Origin of the sequence: Clostridium septicum (assembly GCF_003606265.1) — a bacterium.
In the GTDB taxonomy this organism is placed as follows: domain Bacteria; phylum Bacillota; class Clostridia; order Clostridiales; family Clostridiaceae; genus Clostridium; species Clostridium septicum.
In genome coordinates this window covers 2500226-2523374 of sequence record NZ_CP023671.1, presented here as the reverse complement: position 1 = coordinate 2523374, position 23149 = coordinate 2500226, and the positions used below count along the sequence as shown (strand labels likewise).

Sequence of the window (23149 nt, the reverse complement as noted above, 5' to 3'; positions counted from 1 at the left end):
ACTCAATATTACTTTTTCATTTTAGACATAGATTTTTTCATATCATCAATCATATCTGAAAACTTTTCTTTCACATCTGATCCCATATCTTCTATAGAGTCCATCATATCTGCTATTTCGTCTGCTATTTCAGCTGTAACTTTACCTGATTTAACTTGTTTGTATAAACTTTTCATTTTTCTTTCTAATTTTTCCATACCCATAATATAATAACCTCCTATTATTTTGTCTATAGAACATAATGTCTATAGAATTATTAATAATAGTATTGTTCAAAAACTATTAATTTATTCATATATAGATAATGAAATTGATTTCTTATAGACTTCTATTTTAGAATTGTATATTCTGTACAAGTTTATTATATCCCCGTCATCTAAACCTAATGATATATTAATATTTTTATTTTTTAATACTCTATATTTGTTTTCTTTTACATATTTTAATATATAATAAGTTATTATGACTATTATTGAAAAAAACATTTTTATATATTCATCCTTATCATAGTAGCTTTTTATTCTATTAATTAATCTTATATTAGATTTTCTACATTTTGGTATATAGTCCTTATTATCTATCCAATCATCATCATAAAAACTCCAAGATTTTGATCCAACAACATATAATTGAAATCCAATTCTTGTTTCATACACTCCAAAATTAATAGCTACTATCTCTCCGTTTATAGGATTATTTTCTATTAAATTATTTACTTATAATGCAAATTGCTTAATTAAAGATTTTCTCGCTAAAAATATTTGTTAGCTTATATCCAATAAAGCCTAATATAATTCCAGCTACAACATCTGACGGATAATGAACAAATAAATACATTCTTGAAAATCCCATTAAAGCCGCAAAGATTAAAAAAATATATCTTTTATCTTTAAAGTAGTTTCCTAATACAAAGGCTGCTACAAAAGAAGAGGCCGTATGTCCTGATGGAAAAGAATAAGATATAGGTGCTTTAATTATAAGATTAATATTAGGACATAATAAAAAAGGTCTTTGTCTTTGGACTATATTTTTAATAATTCCTTCTCCAATTATACTGGTTATAATTAGTGATACTAATAAAATAACGCCAACTTTTCTATATTTTTTGATACATATTAATAATATACCTAATACTATCCATATGGCCCCTAGATTCCCCAATGATGATATTAAAATCATAAATTTATCCATATATGGATTAGTTAAATTTTCTCTTATTACATTTAATATATTTATATCTATGCTTTGTATTAATTCTAACATTCCCCTATCCCCACTTATTTTAATAGTAATAATTTAATTATAACATATTACTATTTCCCCATAATAGGTGGATTTTCTTCTGGTGTTGGTGGTTGATTTCCTTCTGATGTTGGTGGTTCTTCTATAACCTGTTTTCTAGAAAGTAATATTACTTTCTGTATATTATCATTTACATAATATACTCTACTTTCATAATTATTCTTGCCTACAATATTATTTATACCATTATTATATATATTTCTTATAGCTGTTATTATTTTGGGATTATCTCCAGTTATTTTATATACATCATATCCTTCAATAGCACTCCATAATGCAATTTGAGTAGCAAAATATGCTTCATCATTATTATCTAAACCTAATTCCTCTTTTGTTTTATTTGGATATCCAGCTGCTAAGACTCCAGTAGCTCTAGTATCAATTTTATCTATTTTTGAAAATACTTCACCACTTGGATATGTTTTTTCTATATCTATGCAATAACCAACTTCGGCAGTGTTATTAGGAATTATTTTTTTAGCCTTTAAGTAAAAATTTTCATAACTTACTTTATATAAGTTACGATTTTCTGTTTCTATAGTTACCTTTTCATCTACTGTATAAATTGTGTACGCTTTAACACTAGTACATACTATTGTACTAAGAATAAACATCATTAATAATAATTTAAAACTTTTTTTATATTTCATGATACTACCTCCTAAAAATTTCATTTAATAGTAGTATCCGTACCTTTTTAGATAAATATTCATATTTTATAATAAATAAACTATCCATGTAAATAACTTGAAATTCATTTACATAAATAGTTCTCATTTTATACTTAATAAAGTTAAATAAATTATCAAAAAATTTTTCATAGCAATATTAACATATAAAAAAGGGAATTCAAATACGAACTCCCTTTCTATGAACTGGTATCAAAATTTATTTTAATATCAGTTCATTCTTATATATTTTTATTCTATAGATTAAACTCTAAATTTTATAACCATCTCATTTAATGATTGTGCTAATTCAGCTTGTTCTTGTGCAGCATTTGCCACTTGTTCCATGGCTTGTGTAGATTCATTTACACTTTCCTGAATTCCAGTTAAATTTTCTGAAGAATTTTCTGCCATTTCAGCCATATTTTGAACTGCTTCACTTACCTGATTTATAGTTGCTGATATTTCTTCAGTCATAGCTGCTAACTCTCTAGACATTTCATTTACGAATCTACCATCATTATTATATTGCTCTCCTACCCCTAAGAAAGTTTCAAATTGTCCTGTTACTTCAATATTCATAAATTTTAGAAGCTCATTACTATTTTTTGATAAACTCTTAAATGCAGCTTGAACCTTCTCTGTTGTTGTCTTTACATTTTCAACAGCAACTGATGATTGTTCTGCAAGTTTTCTAACTTCTTCTGCTACAACTGCAAATCCTTTTCCTTGCTCACCTGCTCTAGCTGCTTCTATTGCTGCATTAAGTGCTAATAAATTTGTCTGATCTGCTATAGATGATATTGTATCTGCCATAACACTAATATTATCAACAACTTTACCTTTCTCTATATCATCTAATATAGCCTTTTCCATATTTACATATAATTCTTTTGTATTATCATAAGCTTTTTTACTATCTTTTTCTATTTTATCAGCTCTTTCTTGAATACTTATTGCATTAGTACTTCCATCAACAGCTTTATTAGATAATATTGAAACATTTGAGTCTACCTCTTGAATAGATGATGATAATTCTTCAGCTGTTGCACTTGTTTCTTGAACACCTGAACCAATTTCCTTTGTAGATTCATTTATCATTTCCAGCTTTGAAGTCATTTCTTCTACTGTAGCTGATAATTCTTCACTGGATGCACTCATATCTTGAGTACTATTTATAACATTCTTTATTAATGCACTTACATTATCTTGTGCTAAATTTAAAGCATAACTAACTTTTCCAAATTCATCCTTACTATCAATTACCAATGGTTTAGAGAAGTCATATTCAGATAACCTATATGCTAACTCTCCTATTTTCTTAATTGGCTCTACTATAGCATTCATTATTAAAATTGAACTTACTATTAAAATAATAATTGCAAATATCATTATTACAATTGTAGATTTAACTGATGAAGAAAAAATCCTTCCATTATCTTCTAATCTTTCTTTAGCCCAAGAATTATTTAAATTATGTAATTCATCTAAATTAGCTCTTACTTCTTCTCTTATTCCTGCAAACTCATCAAAATATTTAACTGCTTCTGCATTTTTTCCATCAAGAATTAGACTTACATATTTTGCTCTTTGCTGCCTATATGCTGCTAAATTTTTTGCCAACTCATTAAAAAGCTTTCTATCCTCCTCTTTAGTAATTCCGTCCTTATACTGTTCCATTAATTTAATATCTTCATTTGTAAGTTTTTCAATTTCTTTTGTTAATTCTGATAATGTATTCTTATCATTAATATACATCATAAGTTTCATATCTGAATATATGTTAAATGTATTTTTATCTATTGTTTGAATACATGAAATACCTATCACATTATCATCATATAATGCTGTTGCCGATTCTCCGATTTTATTTAAACTAAATGTTGCTATCACTGCTATAACAACCATTAAAATACCAGATACTAAAAAGCTAACTATTAATTTTGTAGATATCTTTAAATCTTTTAAAATTTTCATTTCTTTTCCTCCTAATAACTTTCAAATAATACGATTATCCTTGTTTTATATTGTCGTTTTTTATCAAGAAACCTTTAATTATTATATATTCATACTAAAACAATTTTTCTAAAATAAAATATTTATTATTTTTAATGCTTATTTTTTAAGAACTATTGAATATATCAAATAGTTTTTTTATTTTTATTAAATTTTTAGATTATATTTTTTAATTTATATACCAATAATTTAAAAAATATAATTTCAAATTCCCATCTTATTATTGATAAAAAACAACTAACTATTGCATAATTATTCTTATATATGTATAATTATGCAATAGTTAGTTGTTTATATTAAGTTCATATATTTTTAATTATATCTAAAATAAAAGGGGGATCTTATATATGAAAAAATTTAAAAAAGTTGTTTTAGCCTATTCTGGAGGTCTTGATACATCTATAATAATTTCTTGGCTTAAAGAAAATTATGGATGTGATGTTATAGCTGTTGTAGGTAATGTAGGGCAAAAAGATGAGCTTACTGGTTTAGAAGCAAAAGCTCTTATGACTGGTGCTTCTAAATGTTATATAGAAGATTTAACTAATGAATTTGTGTATGATTATGTATTTCCAACTATTCAATCTAATGCTGTTTATGAAGGAAAATATCTATTAGGTACATCTTTTGCTAGACCTATTATAGCGAAAAGAATAGTTGAAATTGCTAAATCTGAAGGAGCTGATGCAATTTGTCACGGTTGTACGGGTAAAGGTAATGATCAAGTAAGATTTGAACTTGCAATAAAAGCTTTTGCACCAGACATGAAAATAATAGCTCCTTGGAGAATATGGAACATAAAATCTAGAGAAGAGGAAATTCAATATGCTCTAGATAAAAATATTCCAATTTCTATTAGCTACGAAACAAACTATAGTAAAGATAAAAATTTATGGCACTTAAGTCATGAAGGTTTAGATCTTGAATTTCCTGAAAATGAACCTAATTATGAAAAAATTCTTGAAATGTCTAATACTTTAGAAAATGCGCCTAATATACCAACATATATAACCCTTAGCTTTGAAAAAGGTATTCCTGTTGCCTTAAATGGTAAAAAGTTAGATGGAGTTACTTTAATTGAAAAACTTAATAAAATTGGTGGAGAAAATGCAATAGGTATAGTTGATATGGTTGAAAACAGACTTGTTGGAATGAAATCTAGAGGTGTTTATGAAACTCCTGGAGGAAGTATTTTATATAAAGCCCATAAAGATTTAGAAGAATTATGCTTAGATAAAGAAACTGCTCATTATAAACAAATCATTGCATTAAAATTTGCTGATATTGTATATAATGGTCAATGGTACACTCCTCTTCGCGAATCTCTTTCAGCTTTTATTTCTAAAACTCAAGAAAATGTTACTGGTGAAATTAAACTTAAATTATATAAAGGAAATATAGTTAATGCAGGTATGACTTCACCATATTCACTATATAGTGAAGAATATGCAACTTTTGGAAAAGATGACGTGTACAATCAAAATGATTCTGCTGGATTTATAAACCTATTTGGCTTACCTATTGCAGTTAAAGCTAAAATGGATTCAGTATTAAAAAATGGAGTGAAATAATTATGAAACTTTGGGGAGGAAGATTTAAAAAAAGAGTTAATGAACTTGTAAATGACTTTAACTCATCTATTAGAATAGATTCAAAAATGTATAAAGAAGATATTAAAGGTAGCCTTGCACATGTAAAAATGCTTGCTAAGCAAAATATTATTTCTAAAAATGATAGTGAAAAGATAATACAAGGTCTATATTCAATTTTAGAAGGATTAGAAAATGAAGTTATAAAAATAGATGAAACTTCTGAAGATATACACAGCTTTATTGAAAGCACATTAACCTATTGCATTGGAGATGAAGGTAAAAAACTTCATACTGGTAGAAGTAGAAATGATCAAGTTACCTTAGACACAAAGTTATATTTGAAAAACTATTTAAAAAGTCTATCTTTAGATATATTAGATTTTCAAACTATTATTTATGAAAAAGCTAAGGATAATGTAAAAACTATAATGCCAGGATATACCCATATGCAAAAAGCTCAACCTATAACTTTGGCTCATCATCTTTTAGCTTATTCAGAAATGCTTAAAAGAGATCTTGGTAGAATTTTAGATTGTTATAAAAGATTAGATGAAATGCCTCTTGGTAGTGGTGCACTTGCAACCTCTACTTATCCAATAGATAGAAATTTCGTAGCTAATGAGCTTGGATTTTCTAAAGTAACTTTAAATAGTCTAGACTCTGTATCAGATAGAGATTATGCTATAGAAACGCTTTCTACTTTATCTATTATAATGATGCATTTATCAAGGTTTTCCGAGGAAATAATTCTTTGGTGCACAAATGAATTTAACTTTGTAGAATTATCTGATGAATATAGTACTGGTAGCTCTATAATGCCTCAAAAGAAAAATCCTGATGTTGCAGAACTTGTTAGAGGAAAAACCGGAAGAGTTTATGGCGATTTAATTACTTTACTTACTGTAATGAATGGAATTCCTTTAGCTTATAACAAAGATATGCAAGAAGATAAAGAAGCTTTATTTGATGGCTTAGATACTGTAACTCTTTCACTTAAAACTTTTGCTGCAATGATTAAAACCATGAAAGTAAATAAAAATGTAATGAAAAAAAGTGCTGCTCTAGGTTTTACAAATGCTACTGATGTAGCTGATTACTTAGTAAAAAAAGGAATTGCATTTAGAAATGCACATGAGATAGTAGGTGAAATAGTGCTTTATTGTATTAAAGAAAATAAAGAGATTGAAGAATTGCCTTTGGAAACCCTTAAAAACTTTTCTCCTATTTTTAGTAAAGATGTATATAAAACTATAGATTTAATTACTTGTGTTGAAGATAGAAAAGTATTTGGTGGACCAAGTTTTATTTCTGTAACTATACAACTTAATTTCTTAAAAGATTTTATAGAAAAATTTCAGAAAGAAATTAAATATTTAAAGTAAATATTTTATATACTAAATTTTAATATTTATAACTATACTTTTGAAATTGTTATAGGTATCTATATTATTATAATATCTAACAAGAATATAACACGATATTTTCTATAAAATTCTACAATTAAATTAATGGTATTTTATGTATTATTTTTAATCCTTTTTTTAATATAATTTTTTAAAAATTTTAAAATAGACTTTGTGTACAAAAGCCTATATTACTTAAATTATCAAAGAATTAATATTTTCTTTAAACTATTTCATTTTCAAGCAATTTGACAAACCTCCTATTTTATAGTGTATACTAATATATATTAAAACTTAATATTTAGGAGGTAAATTATTTGATTAAAAAAACTCTATTGTCTTTTGTTGTAGTAGCTTTATGTTTTAATATAAGTTATACAGCTGTGATAAAAGCTTTGTCACCTGAAACACAAGCTATTGAAGAAAGTAAAGTTAAATACCAACAATTAGATGAAAGTATAATATCATTAAATTCAGATATAAGTAAGTTAAATGCTGAAATATCCGAAATAAATGCTAAGCTTGAAAAAAATAATAATGAAACTGAGGAAACAGAGATTAAAATAAAACTTATTAACTCTCAAATTGAGGATGCTAAACAAGATATAAAATCTAAGCAAATTGTTTTAGATAGTAGATTGCGTAGTATGTATAAAAGTAATATGTCTACCAGTATACTTTCTTATCTAATAGAATCTAAAAACATATTTGACTTTTTTAATAGAATGGAATCTATGGGAAGAATAATTTCATTGGACAAGCAAATGGTTAATGAAATTAAAGAAAAGCAAAGCTTTTTAGTAAAAAGTGCCGATGAATTAAATAAAAAGCAAGAAGAATTAAAAATTCTAAAAATATCAATTGAAAAAGATTTGGCTAAAGTAAATGAAAAACAAAATAGCCAACAAGAAAAATTATCAGAACTTAATAGTCAAAAAGATGCTGTAGCCGAAACTATTGAGGCTAACGAATTAAAACTTATTTCACATCCTCTATCTATTGTTAATTCTGATAATTCTAGTGTACAAGATATCTCTGATGCTATAAGTACATTAAAAGCATTAATTCCTCAATTAAATACTGAATCAGTTATTGATATAGCTAATGATGGTATTTCAACTGGTAATGCTAAAATAGAAGAAATTAATTCAGCTAACAATTCAAATGCTAACACAAATAATAATAATTCTCAAAATAATAATAACTTAGCATCTAAAGGTACATTTACTATGGAAGCTACTGCTTATAGTGGTGGAACTGTAACTGCAATGGGCTTTAAACCTGTTAGAGATCCTAATGGAATAAGTACAGTTGCTGTAGATCCTTCCGTAATACCTCTTGGTTCAAAAGTTTTTGTATCTGGTTATGGATATGCAATAGCTTCTGATACTGGTGGGGCTATAAAAGGAAATATAATTGATTTATACTTTAATTCCCATGAAGAGTGTATGGCTTTTGGAAGACAAAATGTAACAGTGAGTTTAATAGCCTATCCTGGTGAATGGTAATAAAAAAGATGAAAAACTATTTAAAGTTTTTCATCTTTTTTATATAAACTATTTTTCTATATAATTTACTACATGTTTTATTATCATGTTAATACTTCCATCACCATTTCTTTGAATCTCAAACTTGGAACTGTCATGATAAGCCTCTTCATCAATATATAAATCAATTTCTTTATCAATTTTAAGTCTTACTCTTTTAAGCTTCTTTTCTACCCATTGTTTATCTACTGTTACTTCATCTTCTAAACCATGACTCTTAACAAAATTTGAAAAATTCTCTTTTATTTGCGGCTCTTCTCTAAATAGTTCATGAGATAAAGCATCTATGTTTATACATTCTTCTTCTTTTAATTTGCTTTTTACAGTGGTTCTTATCTTCTCTGCTCTATCAGCATCCTCAGTAACATTACTTCTAGTCCAAGTCTCTGCCGCTTTAAGTAAGGTTTTAGTCATATCTCTCTCATTAGTTATTAACGAACACCCTAAGAAATTTGCTATAAAATAGTTAGCTCCATATTCATCTTGATCTTTACTCTTTCTTTGTTTATCAATAACCATTAAATCATATTTATTCTCTTCTCTAATTGGCTTAATAAAAGCAGCCTTTTGTATTCTCTGACTACTTCCAGGTAAACCAGTTGACTGTGGTACTATTCCTATTCCAATTTTATTTTCAACAAACTCTACTTGATGAGTAAAATTTTTAACATAATCCATCTTAAGTATTCCTATCATAGGTCCTTGATCTGTAATTAATGATACAACTATTAAATCACAAGAAGGTATATTAACATTACTTTTCATTATAATAAATAATTGTCTTGCTAATTCCTGCGATAATGCTATTATCTCACTTCCCTCTATCTCATTTAAATAATCTTGAACTAATTCTTTAACAATATTTCTTTCTGGATTGAATACTGCATACTTTAGTTCTTCATCTTTAAAACACTTTTCTATATGCCTATATAAAAATTTATAAATGTCTTCATTTAAATCAAGAGTATATTCATTCAAAATAGGTTCATCACCATTCGAATCAATTATATGTATTACAGCTTCTTGTATGTTTATATCATTTATATACTCCATATCTACACCACCTACATTTTAATCATAAAATACATTATAACACTTATGTATGTAAATGGACAATTACAAAAATCCTTTTAACAATTTAGATAACTCTTTAATTATTTTTATCTTACTTCATTCAAGTATTTTTATCTATATTGAGTAATGAAAAATCTTGCTGTAATAAATGTTGTGGTAGAGTTTGCCTTTGGATTTTTCAGCATTATGATAATATCAACTATTATAGCTTTAATTACAATGCTCCTTTATAGACCTCAATCTTGGTGTGTTTATTATACTATAGGAACTATGACTGAAGATATATGTATTATAAAAAAATAAGATATAAAAATCAAACTAACTCTAAATAATATTGTTAAAAATAATAAAAAACTAATTAGTTATAATATTAACAAAATATACACCATTAAACACTAAATTTTTATGTATTTAAAGTATTTATCTTATTATTACATGATAATTTTGATAAAATTTTGTCATATTATCTAAGCTTTAAAACACGAATTGTTATTTTTTTGTTTTCATTACTGATATTTTGGGTTATAATAACTTTTGAAAAGAAAAAAATATTGTAGATATATATTTTTTTCCTAAACAAATATATATTATACGGAGGTTGTGCCATGTTAGTTTCAGCAAAAGAAATGTTAAACAAAGCTAGAGAAGGTAAATATGCTGTTGGTCAATTCAACATTAATAATTTAGAATGGACTAAAGCTATCTTATTAACTGCTCAAGAAAATAACTCACCAGTTATCTTAGGAGTATCAGAAGGTGCTGGTAAATATATGTGTGGTTACAAAACTATAGTTGGAATGGTTAATGGAATGATGGAAGAATTAAAAATCACTGTTCCTGTTGCATTACACTTAGACCACGGTAGCTATGAAGGAGCTAAAGAAGCTATGGCAGCTGGATTCTCATCAATAATGTTTGATGGATCACACTATGCAATAGATGAAAATATAGAAAAAACAACTGAAATGGTTAAACTTACTTCTGAAAAAGGAATATCTTTAGAAGCTGAAGTTGGATCAATCGGTGGAGAAGAAGACGGAGTTGTAGGTGCTGGAGAAATTGCAGATGCTGCTGAATGTAAGGCTATAGCTGATCTAGGAGTTACTATGTTAGCTGCTGGTATCGGAAACATTCACGGACAATATCCTGCAAACTGGCAAGGACTTAGCTTCGATGCATTAGCTAAAATAAATGAAGCTACAGGAACTATGCCATTAGTATTACACGGTGGTACTGGAATCCCAGACGATATGATTAAGAAAGCTATATCATTAGGAGTTTCAAAAATCAACGTTAATACTGAATGTCAATTAGTATTTGCCGAAGCTACTAGAAAATACATAGAAGCTGGTAAAGACGTACAAGGTAAGGGATTTGACCCAAGAAAGCTATTAGCTCCAGGAACTGAAGCTATAAAAGCTCTTGTTAAAGAAAAAATGGAATTATTCGGATCAATTAACCAAGCTTAATTCTATAGAAGTAAAAGGATATCTATTTAGGTATCCTTTTTTAATCCATTAATATTTTATCTGTATTTTCTATAATTCAAGAACCACCAGTAGATCCAATCATTCCTAATAAGATATTCCTTCTAATTTTAAATATAAAATAATGAAAATTGTAACTAATATTCATACAACTTAAATCAAAATAATTTTCATCAAATTTTATTCCTTTAGGAAACTCAAAACATATATTGATTTTTCTCCCCTATCAATTCTATTTTTATAATTATCAAATTCAGTTTTCCGCCGTTAATTATATCCTTGAAAATAAAATTCTGTATTTACTGAATTTTGTTTGCTATTAAAGCTTATTTTCATCTCATTAATATTAGCTATTCCTTTAAAATTATTTTCAAAAGAAATCTTTACCTTAAAATAAAACCTAAACATTTTACCTAAGTTTTTTTCTCATTGTAACCATATTTTCTATAGTATCAAATCCCCTTCTTTTATAGAAACCTTCAGCTTTTTCTGATTTAGTAGTTAATAATATAATTTCATCTATACCTCTACTTTTCAATCGCTCTATAAATTCCTCTAACACTTTAGTACCTAACCCACGACTCTGAATAGTTGTATCTACACAAAATTCTTTTATATTAAACTGCATTCCATAATAATAATACTCATGATTTCCAAGAATCATCCCTACTGGCTTATCTTCTTCATATGCCACAATTCCATAAAACCCTTCACAATTTATCATTTGATTTAGTCTTTTCAATACTATTTCTGTAGTCCATTTATCATTCCAAGGTTCTTTATTGAAAGCATTTATATATAGTTTTGTTAAAACCTCAATATGTTCTTTTTTCATTTCTTCATATCTCATATAATTCTCTCCTCTAATTTTAAATTCAATTATCTAATCTTTTTCAATATATATTTATTGTAAAACAATATATTTTTATTGAGTATTCTATTGGTTAATGATATAATAGTTATATAATGTTAATAGGAGGTTTTTATGGAATTAACTAAATGGATTAATCCCGTTATTAATTTATTACTTTTATTAGTTGGATTTATGATTATTGGTGGAGTATTTTCAATTATATTTTTATTAGATTTTTCTGATAGCTCTAAAATCAAAGACTTAACTATAATTATATCAAATACAATAATGTATATTCTAATTTTCCTTCCAATTTTTCAACTAAAGAAAATTATAAAATCAATATCTGAAAATAAAATTTTTACTTTAGAAAATGTTAAAAGATTTAGATTTATATCATATCCAATTTTTTTAATAGCTTTTTTAAGTTGTTTCGGTGGATATAGTAATATTGAAATTATGTCCATAAAAGGATTTTCTATAAAAGGATATACTCTTATAATTTTAATATTAGCATTATTTGCTTTAATAATGTCTCATATATTCCATGAAGCAATGCTAGTTAAAACTGAATCTGAAAAACTTAAAGAAGAAAATAAATACACTATATAATAAAAAAACAGTGAGCTTTATTATTAAAACTCACTGTTTTACCTTATTCTATACTTATAACATCATAACCTTCTTCTTCTATTGCCTCTTTTAAAACTACATTATCAAATACCTTTGTCTCTATAGTTGCATACTTTCCTTCTAAATTAACATCCACTTGTGATACTCCCTCTAAAGCTTCTAAAGCTTCTTTAACATGAGATACACAATGGTTACAACTCATTCCTTCAATTAGAATTTTCTTCTTCATAATTAACCCTCCTATTTATACTATATTTTAACCTTTTAAACCCTAAGCCTTAAAGCGTCTAAGCCTTAAAGCATTTAAAAGTACTGAAACAGAACTTAAACTCATTGCAGCCGCTGCTATCATTGGGTTTAATAATGGTCCTCCAAATATATGAAGCACTCCCATTGCTACTGGTATTCCAAGTATATTATACCCAAAAGCCCATCCTAAATTCTCTTTTATATTTTTTATTGTAGCCTTACTTAATTTAATTGCAGTAGAAACATCCATTAAATCACTTCTCATAAGAACTATATCAGCAGATTCTATTGCTACATCCGTGCCTGAACCTATTGCTATTCCTATATCAGCTTGAACTAATGCTGGAGCATCATTTATCCCATCTCCAACCATTCCAACTTTATCTCCATTTTCTTGTAACTTTTTAACTTCGTTTGCTTTATCTTCTGGAAGAACCTCTGCCAAAATTATATCTATTCCTACTTCTCTTGCTATTGCATTTGCTGTTTTCTTATTATCACCAGTAATCATAGCTACTTTTATTCCCATATTATGAAGAGTTTCTATAGCCTTTTTACTACTTGGTTTAACAGTATCTGCAACGGCTATTATACCACCTATAGAATTATCTATAGATATATACATTGGTGTTTTTCCTTGATTTGCTAATCTATCTGCATCCTCTACCATTATTGATATATCTATATTTTTCTCTATCATTAATTTTTTATTTCCTAGAAGAATATTCTTGTCATTAATTTTAACTTCAATACCATGACCTGGTATTGCATTAAACTCTTGAATTTCTTTTAGATCTAATCCTTTTTCTTCTGCTCCTTTAACTATTGCCTCTCCTAAAGGATGTTCTGACCCTTTTTCAGCACTAGCTGCTAAAACTAAAATCTCATTTTCATCTAAATTATTTGTTATTATATCTGTAACCTTTGGTTTACCTTCTGTTATTGTTCCTGTCTTATCAAATACTATTGTATTTAATTTATAAGTAGTTTCTAAAGCTTCTCCCCCTTTGATTAAAACACCATTTTCAGCCCCCTTACCCGTACCTACCATAATTGCTGTTGGTGTTGCTAAACCTAGTGCACAAGGACAAGCTATTACTAGCACTGCAATGAAAATTGTTAATGAAAAGACTGTACTTTCTCCAGCAATTAACCATGCTACTGCTGCAAATATTGCAAGACCTATTACTATTGGAACAAAATAAGATGATATCACATCTGCAAGCTTTGCTATTGGTGCTTTTGTTCCTTGAGCTTCTTCAACTAACTTAACTATTTGAGCTAATGCTGTATCTTTACCAACTTTTGTAGCCTTATACTTAATAAATCCGGTTTTATTAATACTTGCACCTATTACTGTGCTTCCCACAGTCTTTTCAACTGGAATACTTTCACCTGTAAGCATAGATTCATCAATAGATGTACTTCCTTCTATAACTTCACCATCAACTGGTAACTTTTCTCCAGGCTTAACTAAAATTATATCATTAACTACAACCTCATCTAAAGGAACTATTATTTCTTTTCCATTTCTTATTATAGTTGCATTTTTAGGAGCTAATTCCATTAAGGCTTTAATTGCCTGTGATGTTTTTCCTTTTGAAACAGCTTCTAAATACTTTCCTAAAGTTATTAAAGTTAAAATTACTGCAGCTGATTCAAAATATAAATGCATTGCATAACTAGAATCTCCATTAATTATTTTATATATTGCAAATATACCATATAAGAACGCAGCTAAAGTTCCAATTGAAATTAAAGAATCCATATTAGGACTTAACTTAAATAAATTTTTCAACCCTATTTTATAGAACTTATATCCTATTATCATTACCGGCAATGTTAAAACTGTTTGTATTAAAGCAAAGTTTAAAGGGTTCATCATAGGATCCATTATCATAGGAAGATGCATTCCAACCATATGCCCCATACTTATTATCAATAATGGTATAGTAAAAATCATTGAAGATATAAACCTTATCATTAAAGACTTTTCAGGTGTAAATTTTTTATCATCATTATTTATTGTTTTATTCTCATCTTCTCCAACAAGTTTATAACCTGATTTATCTACAATTGCCTTTATATCTCCATAAGTTACTTCATCTTCGTTATATGAAATTATCAATTTCTCAGTTGCAAAATTTACATTTGAATCTTCTACTCCATTAAGTTTTTTAGTAACTCTTTCAACTCTATTAGCACATGCTGAGCATGTCATTCCTTCTACTTTAAAGGTTGAAGTTTTTATATTTTTCTTAACTGAATATCCAGCTTTAGATACAGTTTCCTCAATTACCTCTTTTGTTAATTTGTTATCATCAAAAGATACATTTAAAGTTTCTGTAGCAAAATTCACATTAGCTTTATCAACACCCTCTAATTTATTTATTACTCTTTCAACCCTATTAGCACATGCTGAGCATGTCATTCCCTCTATTTTAAATGATTTTCTTTCCATTTCTCCTCCTTTTTTAACTAAATAACTTTAGCTTTAATTATTATTTTGATAATATCTTTTCTAATATTTTATTTATTTCATCTATTTTTTCATCACTATCGTTGTGATTGCATGCTTCCTTAACACAATGATTTAAATGATTTTTTAGAATCATTAAATTTGCTTTTCTAAGTAAAGATTGTGCTGCTAGTATTTGATTTGAAACATCTATACAATATCTATCATCTTCAATCATTTTTATTATTCCTTCAAGCTGACCTTTTGCTGTTTTTAATGGTTGTAACGCTTTTTTCTTTTCTTGATCCAAAATTCTCCCTCCCTACCCCCTAGGGGGGTGTTTTGGTTTTATTATATATCTTTATTTCTATTTGTCAACTAATAAATAATATTTATTAAAATATTACTTTTTATACACATTAATAAAAAAAGACTAGTCAACTTTTTAAGTTTGCTAATCTTTCGTTTTACTTCTTATTTTAAATTATTTACTTTCTCTATTATTCTCTTAATTATAATCTTATATATTAATATAGCTTCATTATCTTCAAATAACTCTTCATCTCCATTTATTGCATAATAAAAACATATACCTAACTTTCTTTTTATTATTAAAGTATAATCCTTATCTTGTATCTTCTTATAATCTCTTACTGTAGATAGTGTTATATTTTTTACTTCTTCTAAATTTAAAAGACCTATTTTTAAAAGTTCTTGATATATAAATAAAGCAAATAAATTACTTTCATCATATAAAGTGTCAACTTCTATAATCTCTTCAAACATCTTTACTATCTGCTCTGGAACTATATTACTATTTATAATATAATCTCTATTTATCTTTATATCTTTTATATTATTTGAAAATCTATGGGCTAATTCATCTAAAGATGCATCACTTTTAAGCTCTAATATTATTCTTATTCTTTCTAATACTTTTTCTTTTGGAAAAAATGTCTCCTGTCCTGTTGATACACTCTTTTTAATAAACCATTCTTCTGGTATTAAACCCTTTCTTTTCCATCTATATAATTGTCCATAAGAAATCCCCATAACTTCTAAAAGTTCTTTTTTAGATATTAATTCTTTAAACATATGCTTTCACCTACTGTACTTCTTTTATCTACTTTTAAAATTCCTGTATATTCTATTTTATCAATAATACAATCCTCTAATATAGTTATATTATGTCCTCTTACAACTTTACATCTAGTATTTTGTAACACTATTGTATCACCTTCTATTATATTAGATGTAACACTTCCACTAATAAAACTTATAAATCTATTTTCCCTTATTACAATTTCACTACCGCCTATTTCTTCTATTAAACTTCTATGTCTAGGAATAATTTTTATTTTATCAGCAGATAACAATCCATGCAGATTTATCCTGCCCTTACTATAAAATATATTTGACTCACAATCTCCTTTAACATTTAACTAACCTAAAACTCTTACTATATTCCCTCCTAAGTTCCCCTTAGAATTTAGTTCCCCTAATATTCTTAATTTTTCTTTTATAATAACATTACTTTCTGATATCAATTCTCCAAGAATTTTCAAATTATATACTGTTGATATTTTACTTAAATAACATTCTCCTATAACTTTTAAATTTATACATAGTAACTCATTATATATTTTAGCCTCACCTAATATTCTAATTTTTCTATATCTAAAAAATCATAGGCTCCACATTCCCTCATTATTTTTAAAAATTTACACTTTACTTTCCCCCTAATTTCCCCTTCTCCAAATATTCTTATTTTATTATATTCTCCCTGAACTATAGAACCTTCACCAAATACGTTAATAGAATTTAACTTTTTTCATCTTCTATTCTCCCTTTTAAATTTTAATAGTTTCTTTAATATTTGAATCTCCATTTATTTTAAGTTCCCCTGTATATTCAACCCTTTCTATATCACAACCACTATTTATTGTTATATCATGACCTCTTACTATATTGCATTTTGTTTGCTCTAGTAATATTTTATCTGCTTCTATAGATTCACAAATTAATTTCCCTATTATTTCTTTTGATATAAATAATACTCGTATCTTTCTATTTATACCCTTCCTTACTATTACCTCTTCCCCACCTATTTCTCTTATTTTATTACTTGTTATTATATTTAGCTCTATTTTATCTCCAGATAATAATCCTTCTATATTGACTTTGCCATCAACACATATTTTTTCACATTGACAAATTCCCTTAACTTTTAATACTCCATTTACAATAGCATTATCAAAATTCATATCTTCTTTGACTATTGCCTTTCCGTTTATATTAATATTTCCACCTTTAACTTTCCCCTTAAATGTAAATGTTCCATTTATTTCAAATAAATCATTTATTTCAGCATTTCCTTCAATATCAAACATACCATTAATAACAAAATTATTAGTTTTAATATCTCCTTTTGATTTTCCAATACCATTTACAACAATAGAACTACTTTTAACATTATCAATTATAGTTCCCATTCCTGATATATCAATATCAGAATAATCCCCCCCAAATACCTTACCAACTCCATCGACTCTAATATCATTTTTATTATTCATAATCTATCTTCCAATATAACATTGTTACATTCACATATAAAATAAACCTTTTTTAATATCTATAATATAACTTTATAATAACATTGTTATACTGTGAATAATTTTACAAAAAAGATATTACTAAATTTAATCTAGTAATATCTTTTACCTAATTCTAATATATTAAAATTCAGCTACTATAGTTATACAGTTATTAATAGCTACTAAAATTAATAATAGCTATACTATTCATAGTTCTCTTTTTTATCTACATTTTTAATGTTTGTAATTCCTTTTATCCTATACCTCCATAAATTATCCCAAGGACTATTATTATTATAGTTGCAGGAACAAACATATATTTACCAAATTTAATAAAACCTATTCCTAATTTTTTCTTTGCTCCCTTATTCAATTCACTTAATGCAATTCTATTATCAATAACATAATAGAATACAAAAGCTGTTATTACTGCTCCTATTGGTGATAATATTATTGTTATAAAATTCGTAAATTTATCAAATATATCTCCACTTAAACTTAAAGGAATACCTAAAATAAATGATACAGTAGCTATAATTATAGATGATTTCTTTCTACTCCATTTCTTCAATGACATTATTGCTTCAACAGGTCCTTCAAGCATTGCTATTGATGATGAAATCGAAGCAAAAATTACACTTAAAAAGAATAATGTACTTAATAAGTTTCCAAAAGGCATTGTTTGAAATATACTTGGTACTGTTACAAATAATAAAGCTGGTCCAGCTGTAGGACTTAAGCCTAATGCAAATACAGCTGGCATGATCATAAAAGCAGCTAGCATTGCTGACAATGTATCAAAAAGAGCTGTATTTATTGCACAGTTAGGTATATCAAATTTATTATCTGCATAACTACCACATACAACCATGCAACATCCTGTTAATGATACAGTAAAGAATGCTTGTCCCATAGCCATTACCCATGTCTTAATTTTAAAAAGATATGACCAATCTGGTTTTAAAAGATACTTTATTCCCTCAGAAGATCCTGATAAACTAAGTGACTTAATTATTAGAATTATAAATATAATAAATAACAATGGAATAATTATTTTATTAATTTTTTCTATACCTTTAGAAACACCAAAACTAACTATTATTAATGTTATTACTACTGCTAAAGCATGCCAAAATATTGTAATATTACTATTAGTAAAAGTAGTAAAATATATTTCTGTATTTATATTTTTTATTTCTCCAGTTAGACTTATAAAAAAATATTTTAATACCCATCCAATAACAACTGTATAAAACATAAATATACCTGTTAAACCTAAAGTGGGTATTATTGATATTATCCATCCACCTTTTAAGTTCTTTTCTTTAAAAACTTCTCTTATAGCTCCTAATGAACCTTTCTTATATTGTCTTCCAAAAGAAAATTCAGTAATTAGTCCAACTGTTCCAAGAATAAGTACAAAAATAAAATATGGAATTAAAAATACTGCTCCTCCATTTTCTCCAAGTTTATATGGAAACATCCATATGTTTCCCAGTCCTATTGCTGCTCCAACACAAGATAATATAAATCCCATCTTGCTAGAAAATTCTTCTCTTTTTTCCATTGTAACTCCTCCTAGTTATTATTTTTTACGCATGTAGATTTCTCCAAATATTGTCTAATGAAAAACTACAAAACGTACACTTTATTTTTATTCTTTAGGCAAACATACTTAACTTTAAAAGTATACTTAGGTTATCTATAATTTTCCAAAGAATAAAAAAAGCCTTATAGCATATGCTATAAGGCTTTAAACCTAGGATAATAAAAACCTCATAGCATTACCTATGAGGCTTAATTTTACTTAATCACAAAAATCCTTAGCCATCATAGATACAAAACACTTAAACACTGTGGTTTGCATCTATGACATTTAATAGTACACTAAACGCAAGCCCTATCTAAAGAAGCTAAAGAAAAAGCTATTATTTAATTTTAAATTCTTTAAGTTTGCCTTTAAATTCATAATACTATCTCCTGTTTATAGATTTTTAATTATGATAACACTCTCAAAAACTATTGTCAATATATTCTTAATATAATTATTAATTATGAATTTTATTTATTTTCTTCTATAACCTTTTTTAATTTATTTTGTACTAGCCACAGTTTCTTTTGTTTTCTATTATATGAAACCATTTGATTTTTATTATTTCTACTTGCATCAAGTAATTTTATATAATGCTCATCTGCAATTTTTAATGCATCTTCTATTACTAAAAGTTCCTCTTTAGTAAACATATTATCCCCTCCACTTAAATAAACTAAATTTGATAATTAACATTATAACACATTTTAATCCTATCATTAATGCACTTATTTTTTAATGACTATATATTTCTTACCTTTTAATAAAACTTAATTATATGGATAAACTATTATTGAATTTTATTATTTTACTAGGAGGATTATTATGAATACTAAAAAATGTTGTAATTCAAGTAAAAAAACGTCTTCTGATCCTACTTCAAATAATTATGAAAAAGAAATAAAAAAAAATACTAAATCTAAAACTCCTTATGGAGAAAATGAACCATCTCCTCATACAACATATAAATAAATAAAAATTTGATTAGAGTAATTTGATAATTACTCTAATCAATATATTAAAAATTTCACTCTACATATATTACTTAAAAGTTTTCCTTAATCTACATTTCTTCTATTTTTCTTAACTATAAAGTTTTCTACAGAAAATATTATCCTATTTTCTAAATTTTAATTTTTGTTCACTATTTAATAACTTATTTATTCGAACTACTAATATAACTATTTTTAATATTAATTTTATTAAATATATAGAAATCTCTAATCCTTCATAATATAATTAGTATTATTTAACATAATATATTATTTATAACTTCTATTTATATATTTTAATTTTGGAGGATTTTCTATGACACTAATGACTAAAAAAGCATTAGCTAATTCCTTAAAAAATACAATGAACAAAAAATCCATAAATAAAATAACTATAAAAGAAATAGTCTCTAATTGCGGAGTTAATCGTCAAACTTTTTATTATCATTTCCAAGATATTTATCATTTATTAGGATGGATTTATAAAACTGAAGCTGTTGATAGTATTTCTAATTATAAAAGTTATGACTCTTGGCAACAAGGATTCTTAAAAATATTCCAATACGTAGAAAAAAATAAAGACTTTTGCATTAATACTTTTAATTCAATTGGTAGAGAACATTTAGAAAACTTTTTACATAATGAAGTTTTTAATCTTTTAATTAATGTTGTTGAAGAGGTTTCTAAAGATTATAATATATCCTCTAATGAAAAAAATTTTATTGCTGATTTTTATACTTTTGCATTTATTGGGATATTAACATCATGGATGAAATCTGGAATGAAAGATAGTCCGGAAAATATTATTAGCAAAGTAGAAAAACTAGTTGCTGGTGATATAAAAAAGGCTCTAAATAAAACTACTCAGTTACATTAATAACTGAGTAGTCTATATATTATTTAAAATTTCTATCTGTAGGAAGTTTTTAAAGCATCTTTTAAAACTCTAGGATCTTTCTTGTATTGAGTAACTGGAATAACTTTTTTATGCTTAACATTAAAAAGAGTATAAATAGCCATTCTCGCTGCACGCACAGAGTATTCTTCTGTAAATACCATATCTTCTGGTATTTCAACAAACTGACTAATCATTGCGAAATTTGTTGATCCCTCTGGTACTACCTGTGGACGATCAGTCATTTTACGTGGTTGGAATTGTGAGTCTATATATGGCATCATACATGGAATAACATTTACTACTGTATCCATAATTTCCTCCATTTTATCTTCCATGTGTAAATGATGTAGAAGTTCTATTAATATTTCTTCTCCAGTACAATCACGCATTGGTTTCTTCACATAATCTCCTACCTTATCTGTATATAAACCATATCCCCAGAAAATAGTTGTGTCCATTGGCTGATTCTTAAAATGCGGTTGAGCTGCAACAACTATACTCATTAACCAGTTAGAATCTTTAAATGTCATTAATGCTCCACTACCTGGTATATTTCCTGAAAATTGTTCTATTAATTTTAAAAGCTTATTTCCCTTACAAGTTACAGTAAAACTTTCCCAATTAGTCTGATCTGGACGCCCAAAGAATGGTTCTGGATTTCCAAGTCCCATTTTCTTTCTAGCTATTTTACTCCAAAGTTCTCCTGAAATCGGATTTTCTGGCTTATATTCTGCTGGTGTATTAAAGTCCCCTAGAGTAGCACTATCTGTCATACATCCATTAGTCATTATACATACGTCTCCAGGATTTAAATTAATTACTTCTTCACCTTCCAAATGTATTGCAGTTACAGTAATTCCTTCTCCTGGCTTAAAATCTAAGTCTGTTACTTTTGCATTTATACTAAAATCAACATTAAACTTATCTAAATAAGCCTTTAATGGAAGTATTACTGATTCATATTGGTTATAAGGCGTACGTGTAACACCTTCTAAAGTTTCTATACGAGAAAATTCAAAAATCATACGTTCCATATAGCGCTTAAATTCAAATAGACTAGACCATTTTTGGAATGCAAAAGTTGTTTGCCACATATACCAAAAGTTAGTTTGGAAAAAATGTGGTGTGTGTCTAAACCAATCTTCTATAGTCATATCATCTAACTTCTCTTCTGGTGTAACCATTAATTTTCCTAAAGCCATACGGTCATCATTATTGAATCCCATACTAGTTACATCCTGAATTATACCATATCTATCAACTAATCGTGCTTGTGCATGAGTCGGATGCAAATGATCAAAATTTAGAATTTCTTCAGTAACAGTTTTACCAGGACTATCTATAGATGGAATAGTAGAAAATAATTCCCAAAAATTTTCGTATGTTTCTTCATTTAACATTCTACCTCCGCGACATACAAATCCATTAACTATATCTCCTGCACCATCATTACTACCACCAAGAATATGCATTCCTTCAATTATATGAATATTTTCTCCTTTGAAATTACAATCCCTAACAAGGTAAGCTGCTCCTGCTAAAGATGCTAATCCACCCCCAATAAAGTAAACTTGCTTGTCCCCATGATCAGTATAAGTAAATGTTATAACATCTTCCTTAGCTTTATCTTTAGCCTTTTTAACTGCTAAAGTTGCTAAAGTTGCTGCACCCGCCATTGCTCCTATTGCTATTAATACGTTCTTATTGTTTTTGTTTGAATCTTTTCTCATACAACCTTCCTCAACTTTCTACTTAAATTCTAGTAATTTTCTTACTTATTATTATAGTTTGA

General features: G+C 26.8%; 26 protein-coding genes. 8 read left to right on the top strand and 18 right to left on the bottom strand.

Annotation, left to right across the window (positions count from 1 at the left end; all coding sequences use genetic code 11):
- Window positions 1–8: 8 nt before the first annotated feature.
- From CP523_RS11590 to CP523_RS11570, 5 genes are all read right to left on the bottom strand, one after another.
- On the bottom strand, window positions 9–203 hold the full coding sequence (locus tag CP523_RS11590) for a hypothetical protein (RefSeq protein ID WP_066673344.1): 195 nt from the start codon (window positions 201–203) through the stop codon (window positions 9–11).
- Between the two features lie 84 nt (window positions 204–287).
- Window positions 288–656, bottom strand: coding sequence for a hypothetical protein (locus tag CP523_RS11585; protein WP_066673342.1), 369 nt, complete (start codon window positions 654–656; stop codon window positions 288–290).
- 76 nt (window positions 657–732) lie between these two features.
- Window positions 733–1263, bottom strand: a complete 531-nt coding sequence (locus CP523_RS11580) for a phosphatase PAP2 family protein (protein WP_066673340.1) — start codon at window positions 1261–1263, stop codon at window positions 733–735.
- Window positions 1264–1313: 50 nt separating this feature from the next.
- Window positions 1314–1952: a thioester domain-containing protein gene (locus CP523_RS11575; protein WP_066673338.1), complete on the bottom strand. Its 639-nt coding sequence runs from the start codon at window positions 1950–1952 to the stop codon at window positions 1314–1316.
- Between the two features lie 282 nt (window positions 1953–2234).
- Window positions 2235–3947, bottom strand: coding sequence for a methyl-accepting chemotaxis protein (locus CP523_RS11570; RefSeq protein WP_066673335.1), 1713 nt, complete (start codon window positions 3945–3947; stop codon window positions 2235–2237).
- A 386-nt stretch (window positions 3948–4333) separates the two neighbouring features.
- Here CP523_RS11570 and CP523_RS11565 point away from each other — a divergent pair, with 386 nt between their 5' ends.
- The 3 genes from CP523_RS11565 to CP523_RS11555 all read left to right on the top strand — a co-directional run bounded on the left by CP523_RS11565 (window position 4334) and on the right by CP523_RS11555 (window position 8489).
- Window positions 4334–5557, top strand: a complete 1224-nt coding sequence (locus CP523_RS11565) for an argininosuccinate synthase (protein WP_066673333.1) — start codon at window positions 4334–4336, stop codon at window positions 5555–5557.
- Window positions 5558–5559: 2 nt separating this feature from the next.
- On the top strand, window positions 5560–6960 hold the full coding sequence (gene argH, locus CP523_RS11560; protein WP_120140871.1) for an argininosuccinate lyase: 1401 nt from the start codon (window positions 5560–5562) through the stop codon (window positions 6958–6960).
- Window positions 6961–7298: 338 nt separating this feature from the next.
- Complete coding sequence (locus CP523_RS11555; RefSeq protein WP_083089349.1) at window positions 7299–8489, top strand: 3D domain-containing protein; 1191 nt, start codon at window positions 7299–7301, stop codon at window positions 8487–8489.
- A 48-nt stretch (window positions 8490–8537) separates the two neighbouring features.
- Here CP523_RS11555 and CP523_RS11550 read toward each other — a convergent pair whose 3' ends face one another.
- Entirely contained in the window at window positions 8538–9581 is a 1044-nt protein-coding gene (locus CP523_RS11550) for a nucleoid-associated protein (RefSeq protein WP_066673329.1), read from the bottom strand.
- A 147-nt stretch (window positions 9582–9728) separates the two neighbouring features.
- On the opposite strand from CP523_RS11550, the gene CP523_RS16020 reads away from it, so the two are divergent.
- Both CP523_RS16020 and fba read left to right on the top strand, forming a co-directional pair.
- Window positions 9729–9905 (top strand): hypothetical protein, encoded by a 177-nt coding sequence (locus CP523_RS16020; protein ID WP_162925980.1) that lies wholly within the window; start codon window positions 9729–9731, stop codon window positions 9903–9905.
- 302 nt (window positions 9906–10207) lie between these two features.
- Entirely contained in the window at window positions 10208–11071 is an 864-nt protein-coding gene (gene fba / locus CP523_RS11545; RefSeq protein ID WP_066673327.1) for a class II fructose-1,6-bisphosphate aldolase, read from the top strand.
- Window positions 11072–11356: 285 nt separating this feature from the next.
- On the opposite strand, the gene CP523_RS16015 is transcribed toward fba, so the two are convergent.
- Both CP523_RS16015 and CP523_RS11540 read right to left on the bottom strand, forming a co-directional pair.
- A complete protein-coding gene (locus tag CP523_RS16015) occupies window positions 11357–11497 on the bottom strand; it encodes a hypothetical protein (protein ID WP_162925979.1) in 141 nt (46 codons plus the stop codon).
- Between the two features lies 1 nt (window position 11498).
- The gene (locus CP523_RS11540; RefSeq protein WP_066673325.1) at window positions 11499–11939 is read right to left on the bottom strand and encodes a GNAT family N-acetyltransferase; all 441 of its coding nucleotides are present in this window, start codon (window positions 11937–11939) and stop codon (window positions 11499–11501) included.
- Window positions 11940–12074: 135 nt separating this feature from the next.
- Here CP523_RS11540 and CP523_RS11535 point away from each other — a divergent pair, with 135 nt between their 5' ends.
- Window positions 12075–12554: a DUF2975 domain-containing protein gene (locus tag CP523_RS11535; protein WP_066673323.1), complete on the top strand. Its 480-nt coding sequence runs from the start codon at window positions 12075–12077 to the stop codon at window positions 12552–12554.
- Between the two features lie 43 nt (window positions 12555–12597).
- Here CP523_RS11535 and CP523_RS11530 read toward each other — a convergent pair whose 3' ends face one another.
- The 9 genes from CP523_RS11530 to CP523_RS11495 form a co-directional block, all read right to left on the bottom strand.
- Window positions 12598–12804, bottom strand: a complete 207-nt coding sequence (locus CP523_RS11530; protein WP_066673320.1) for a heavy-metal-associated domain-containing protein — start codon at window positions 12802–12804, stop codon at window positions 12598–12600.
- 42 nt (window positions 12805–12846) lie between these two features.
- Entirely contained in the window at window positions 12847–15285 is a 2439-nt protein-coding gene (locus tag CP523_RS11525) for a heavy metal translocating P-type ATPase (RefSeq protein ID WP_066673318.1), read from the bottom strand.
- A gap of 40 nt (window positions 15286–15325) precedes the next feature.
- Window positions 15326–15592 carry a metal-sensing transcriptional repressor gene (locus CP523_RS11520; protein WP_066673316.1) on the bottom strand — a complete coding sequence of 89 codons (267 nt, stop codon included), beginning with the start codon at window positions 15590–15592 and terminating at the stop codon, window positions 15326–15328.
- A 164-nt stretch (window positions 15593–15756) separates the two neighbouring features.
- Window positions 15757–16377 carry a DUF4004 family protein gene (locus CP523_RS11515; protein ID WP_066673314.1) on the bottom strand — a complete coding sequence of 207 codons (621 nt, stop codon included), beginning with the start codon at window positions 16375–16377 and terminating at the stop codon, window positions 15757–15759.
- The gene (locus tag CP523_RS11510; RefSeq protein WP_066673313.1) at window positions 16362–16658 is read right to left on the bottom strand and encodes a hypothetical protein; all 297 of its coding nucleotides are present in this window, start codon (window positions 16656–16658) and stop codon (window positions 16362–16364) included. Before CP523_RS11510 ends, CP523_RS11515 begins: the two co-directional genes overlap by 16 nt.
- A gap of 66 nt (window positions 16659–16724) precedes the next feature.
- Entirely contained in the window at window positions 16725–16847 is a 123-nt protein-coding gene (locus CP523_RS16505) for a hypothetical protein (RefSeq protein WP_265586015.1), read from the bottom strand.
- A 285-nt stretch (window positions 16848–17132) separates the two neighbouring features.
- Window positions 17133–17855, bottom strand: coding sequence for a hypothetical protein (locus CP523_RS11505; protein ID WP_120140870.1), 723 nt, complete (start codon window positions 17853–17855; stop codon window positions 17133–17135).
- A gap of 274 nt (window positions 17856–18129) precedes the next feature.
- Window positions 18130–19443: a sodium-dependent transporter gene (locus CP523_RS11500; RefSeq protein ID WP_066673308.1), complete on the bottom strand. Its 1314-nt coding sequence runs from the start codon at window positions 19441–19443 to the stop codon at window positions 18130–18132.
- Window positions 19444–19937: 494 nt separating this feature from the next.
- Entirely contained in the window at window positions 19938–20120 is a 183-nt protein-coding gene (locus tag CP523_RS11495) for a hypothetical protein (RefSeq protein WP_066673306.1), read from the bottom strand.
- 172 nt (window positions 20121–20292) lie between these two features.
- Between CP523_RS11495 and CP523_RS16010 the strand changes: the two genes are divergently transcribed.
- Together CP523_RS16010 and dhaS are read left to right on the top strand one after the other, a co-directional pair.
- Window positions 20293–20439: a hypothetical protein gene (locus CP523_RS16010; RefSeq protein WP_162925978.1), complete on the top strand. Its 147-nt coding sequence runs from the start codon at window positions 20293–20295 to the stop codon at window positions 20437–20439.
- A 336-nt stretch (window positions 20440–20775) separates the two neighbouring features.
- Window positions 20776–21336: a dihydroxyacetone kinase transcriptional activator DhaS gene (dhaS, locus tag CP523_RS11490; RefSeq protein WP_066673302.1), complete on the top strand. Its 561-nt coding sequence runs from the start codon at window positions 20776–20778 to the stop codon at window positions 21334–21336.
- 32 nt (window positions 21337–21368) lie between these two features.
- Here the strand turns inward: dhaS and CP523_RS11485 are convergent, their stop codons facing one another.
- Entirely contained in the window at window positions 21369–23087 is a 1719-nt protein-coding gene (locus CP523_RS11485) for an oleate hydratase (RefSeq protein ID WP_066673300.1), read from the bottom strand.
- Window positions 23088–23149: the final 62 nt, after the last annotated feature.

What these genes read in the sequence shown, in the direction of transcription:
- CP523_RS11590 (WP_066673344.1), bottom strand. Translation starts at nt 203, where the DNA reads ATGGGTATGGAAAAATTAGAAAGAAAAATGAAAAGTTTATACAAACAA.
- CP523_RS11580 (WP_066673340.1), bottom strand. Translation starts at nt 1,263, where the DNA reads ATGTTAGAATTAATACAAAGCATAGATATAAATATATTAAATGTAATA.
- CP523_RS11575 (WP_066673338.1), bottom strand. Translation starts at nt 1,952, where the DNA reads ATGAAATATAAAAAAAGTTTTAAATTATTATTAATGATGTTTATTCTT.
- CP523_RS11570 (WP_066673335.1), bottom strand. Translation starts at nt 3,947, where the DNA reads ATGAAAATTTTAAAAGATTTAAAGATATCTACAAAATTAATAGTTAGC.
- CP523_RS11565 (WP_066673333.1), top strand. Translation starts at nt 4,334, where the DNA reads ATGAAAAAATTTAAAAAAGTTGTTTTAGCCTATTCTGGAGGTCTTGAT.
- argH (WP_120140871.1), top strand. Translation starts at nt 5,560, where the DNA reads ATGAAACTTTGGGGAGGAAGATTTAAAAAAAGAGTTAATGAACTTGTA.
- CP523_RS11550 (WP_066673329.1), bottom strand. Translation starts at nt 9,581, where the DNA reads ATGGAGTATATAAATGATATAAACATACAAGAAGCTGTAATACATATA.
- CP523_RS16020 (WP_162925980.1), top strand. Translation starts at nt 9,729, where the DNA reads ATGAAAAATCTTGCTGTAATAAATGTTGTGGTAGAGTTTGCCTTTGGA.
- fba (WP_066673327.1), top strand. Translation starts at nt 10,208, where the DNA reads ATGTTAGTTTCAGCAAAAGAAATGTTAAACAAAGCTAGAGAAGGTAAA.
- CP523_RS16015 (WP_162925979.1), bottom strand. Translation starts at nt 11,497, where the DNA reads ATGTTTAGGTTTTATTTTAAGGTAAAGATTTCTTTTGAAAATAATTTT.
- CP523_RS11540 (WP_066673325.1), bottom strand. Translation starts at nt 11,939, where the DNA reads ATGAGATATGAAGAAATGAAAAAAGAACATATTGAGGTTTTAACAAAA.
- CP523_RS11535 (WP_066673323.1), top strand. Translation starts at nt 12,075, where the DNA reads ATGGAATTAACTAAATGGATTAATCCCGTTATTAATTTATTACTTTTA.
- CP523_RS11530 (WP_066673320.1), bottom strand. Translation starts at nt 12,804, where the DNA reads ATGAAGAAGAAAATTCTAATTGAAGGAATGAGTTGTAACCATTGTGTA.
- CP523_RS11525 (WP_066673318.1), bottom strand. Translation starts at nt 15,285, where the DNA reads ATGGAAAGAAAATCATTTAAAATAGAGGGAATGACATGCTCAGCATGT.
- CP523_RS11515 (WP_066673314.1), bottom strand. Translation starts at nt 16,377, where the DNA reads ATGTTTAAAGAATTAATATCTAAAAAAGAACTTTTAGAAGTTATGGGG.
- CP523_RS11505 (WP_120140870.1), bottom strand. Translation starts at nt 17,855, where the DNA reads ATGAATAATAAAAATGATATTAGAGTCGATGGAGTTGGTAAGGTATTT.
- CP523_RS11500 (WP_066673308.1), bottom strand. Translation starts at nt 19,443, where the DNA reads ATGGAAAAAAGAGAAGAATTTTCTAGCAAGATGGGATTTATATTATCT.
- CP523_RS11495 (WP_066673306.1), bottom strand. Translation starts at nt 20,120, where the DNA reads ATGTTTACTAAAGAGGAACTTTTAGTAATAGAAGATGCATTAAAAATT.
- CP523_RS16010 (WP_162925978.1), top strand. Translation starts at nt 20,293, where the DNA reads ATGAATACTAAAAAATGTTGTAATTCAAGTAAAAAAACGTCTTCTGAT.
- dhaS (WP_066673302.1), top strand. Translation starts at nt 20,776, where the DNA reads ATGACACTAATGACTAAAAAAGCATTAGCTAATTCCTTAAAAAATACA.
- CP523_RS11485 (WP_066673300.1), bottom strand. Translation starts at nt 23,087, where the DNA reads ATGAGAAAAGATTCAAACAAAAACAATAAGAACGTATTAATAGCAATA.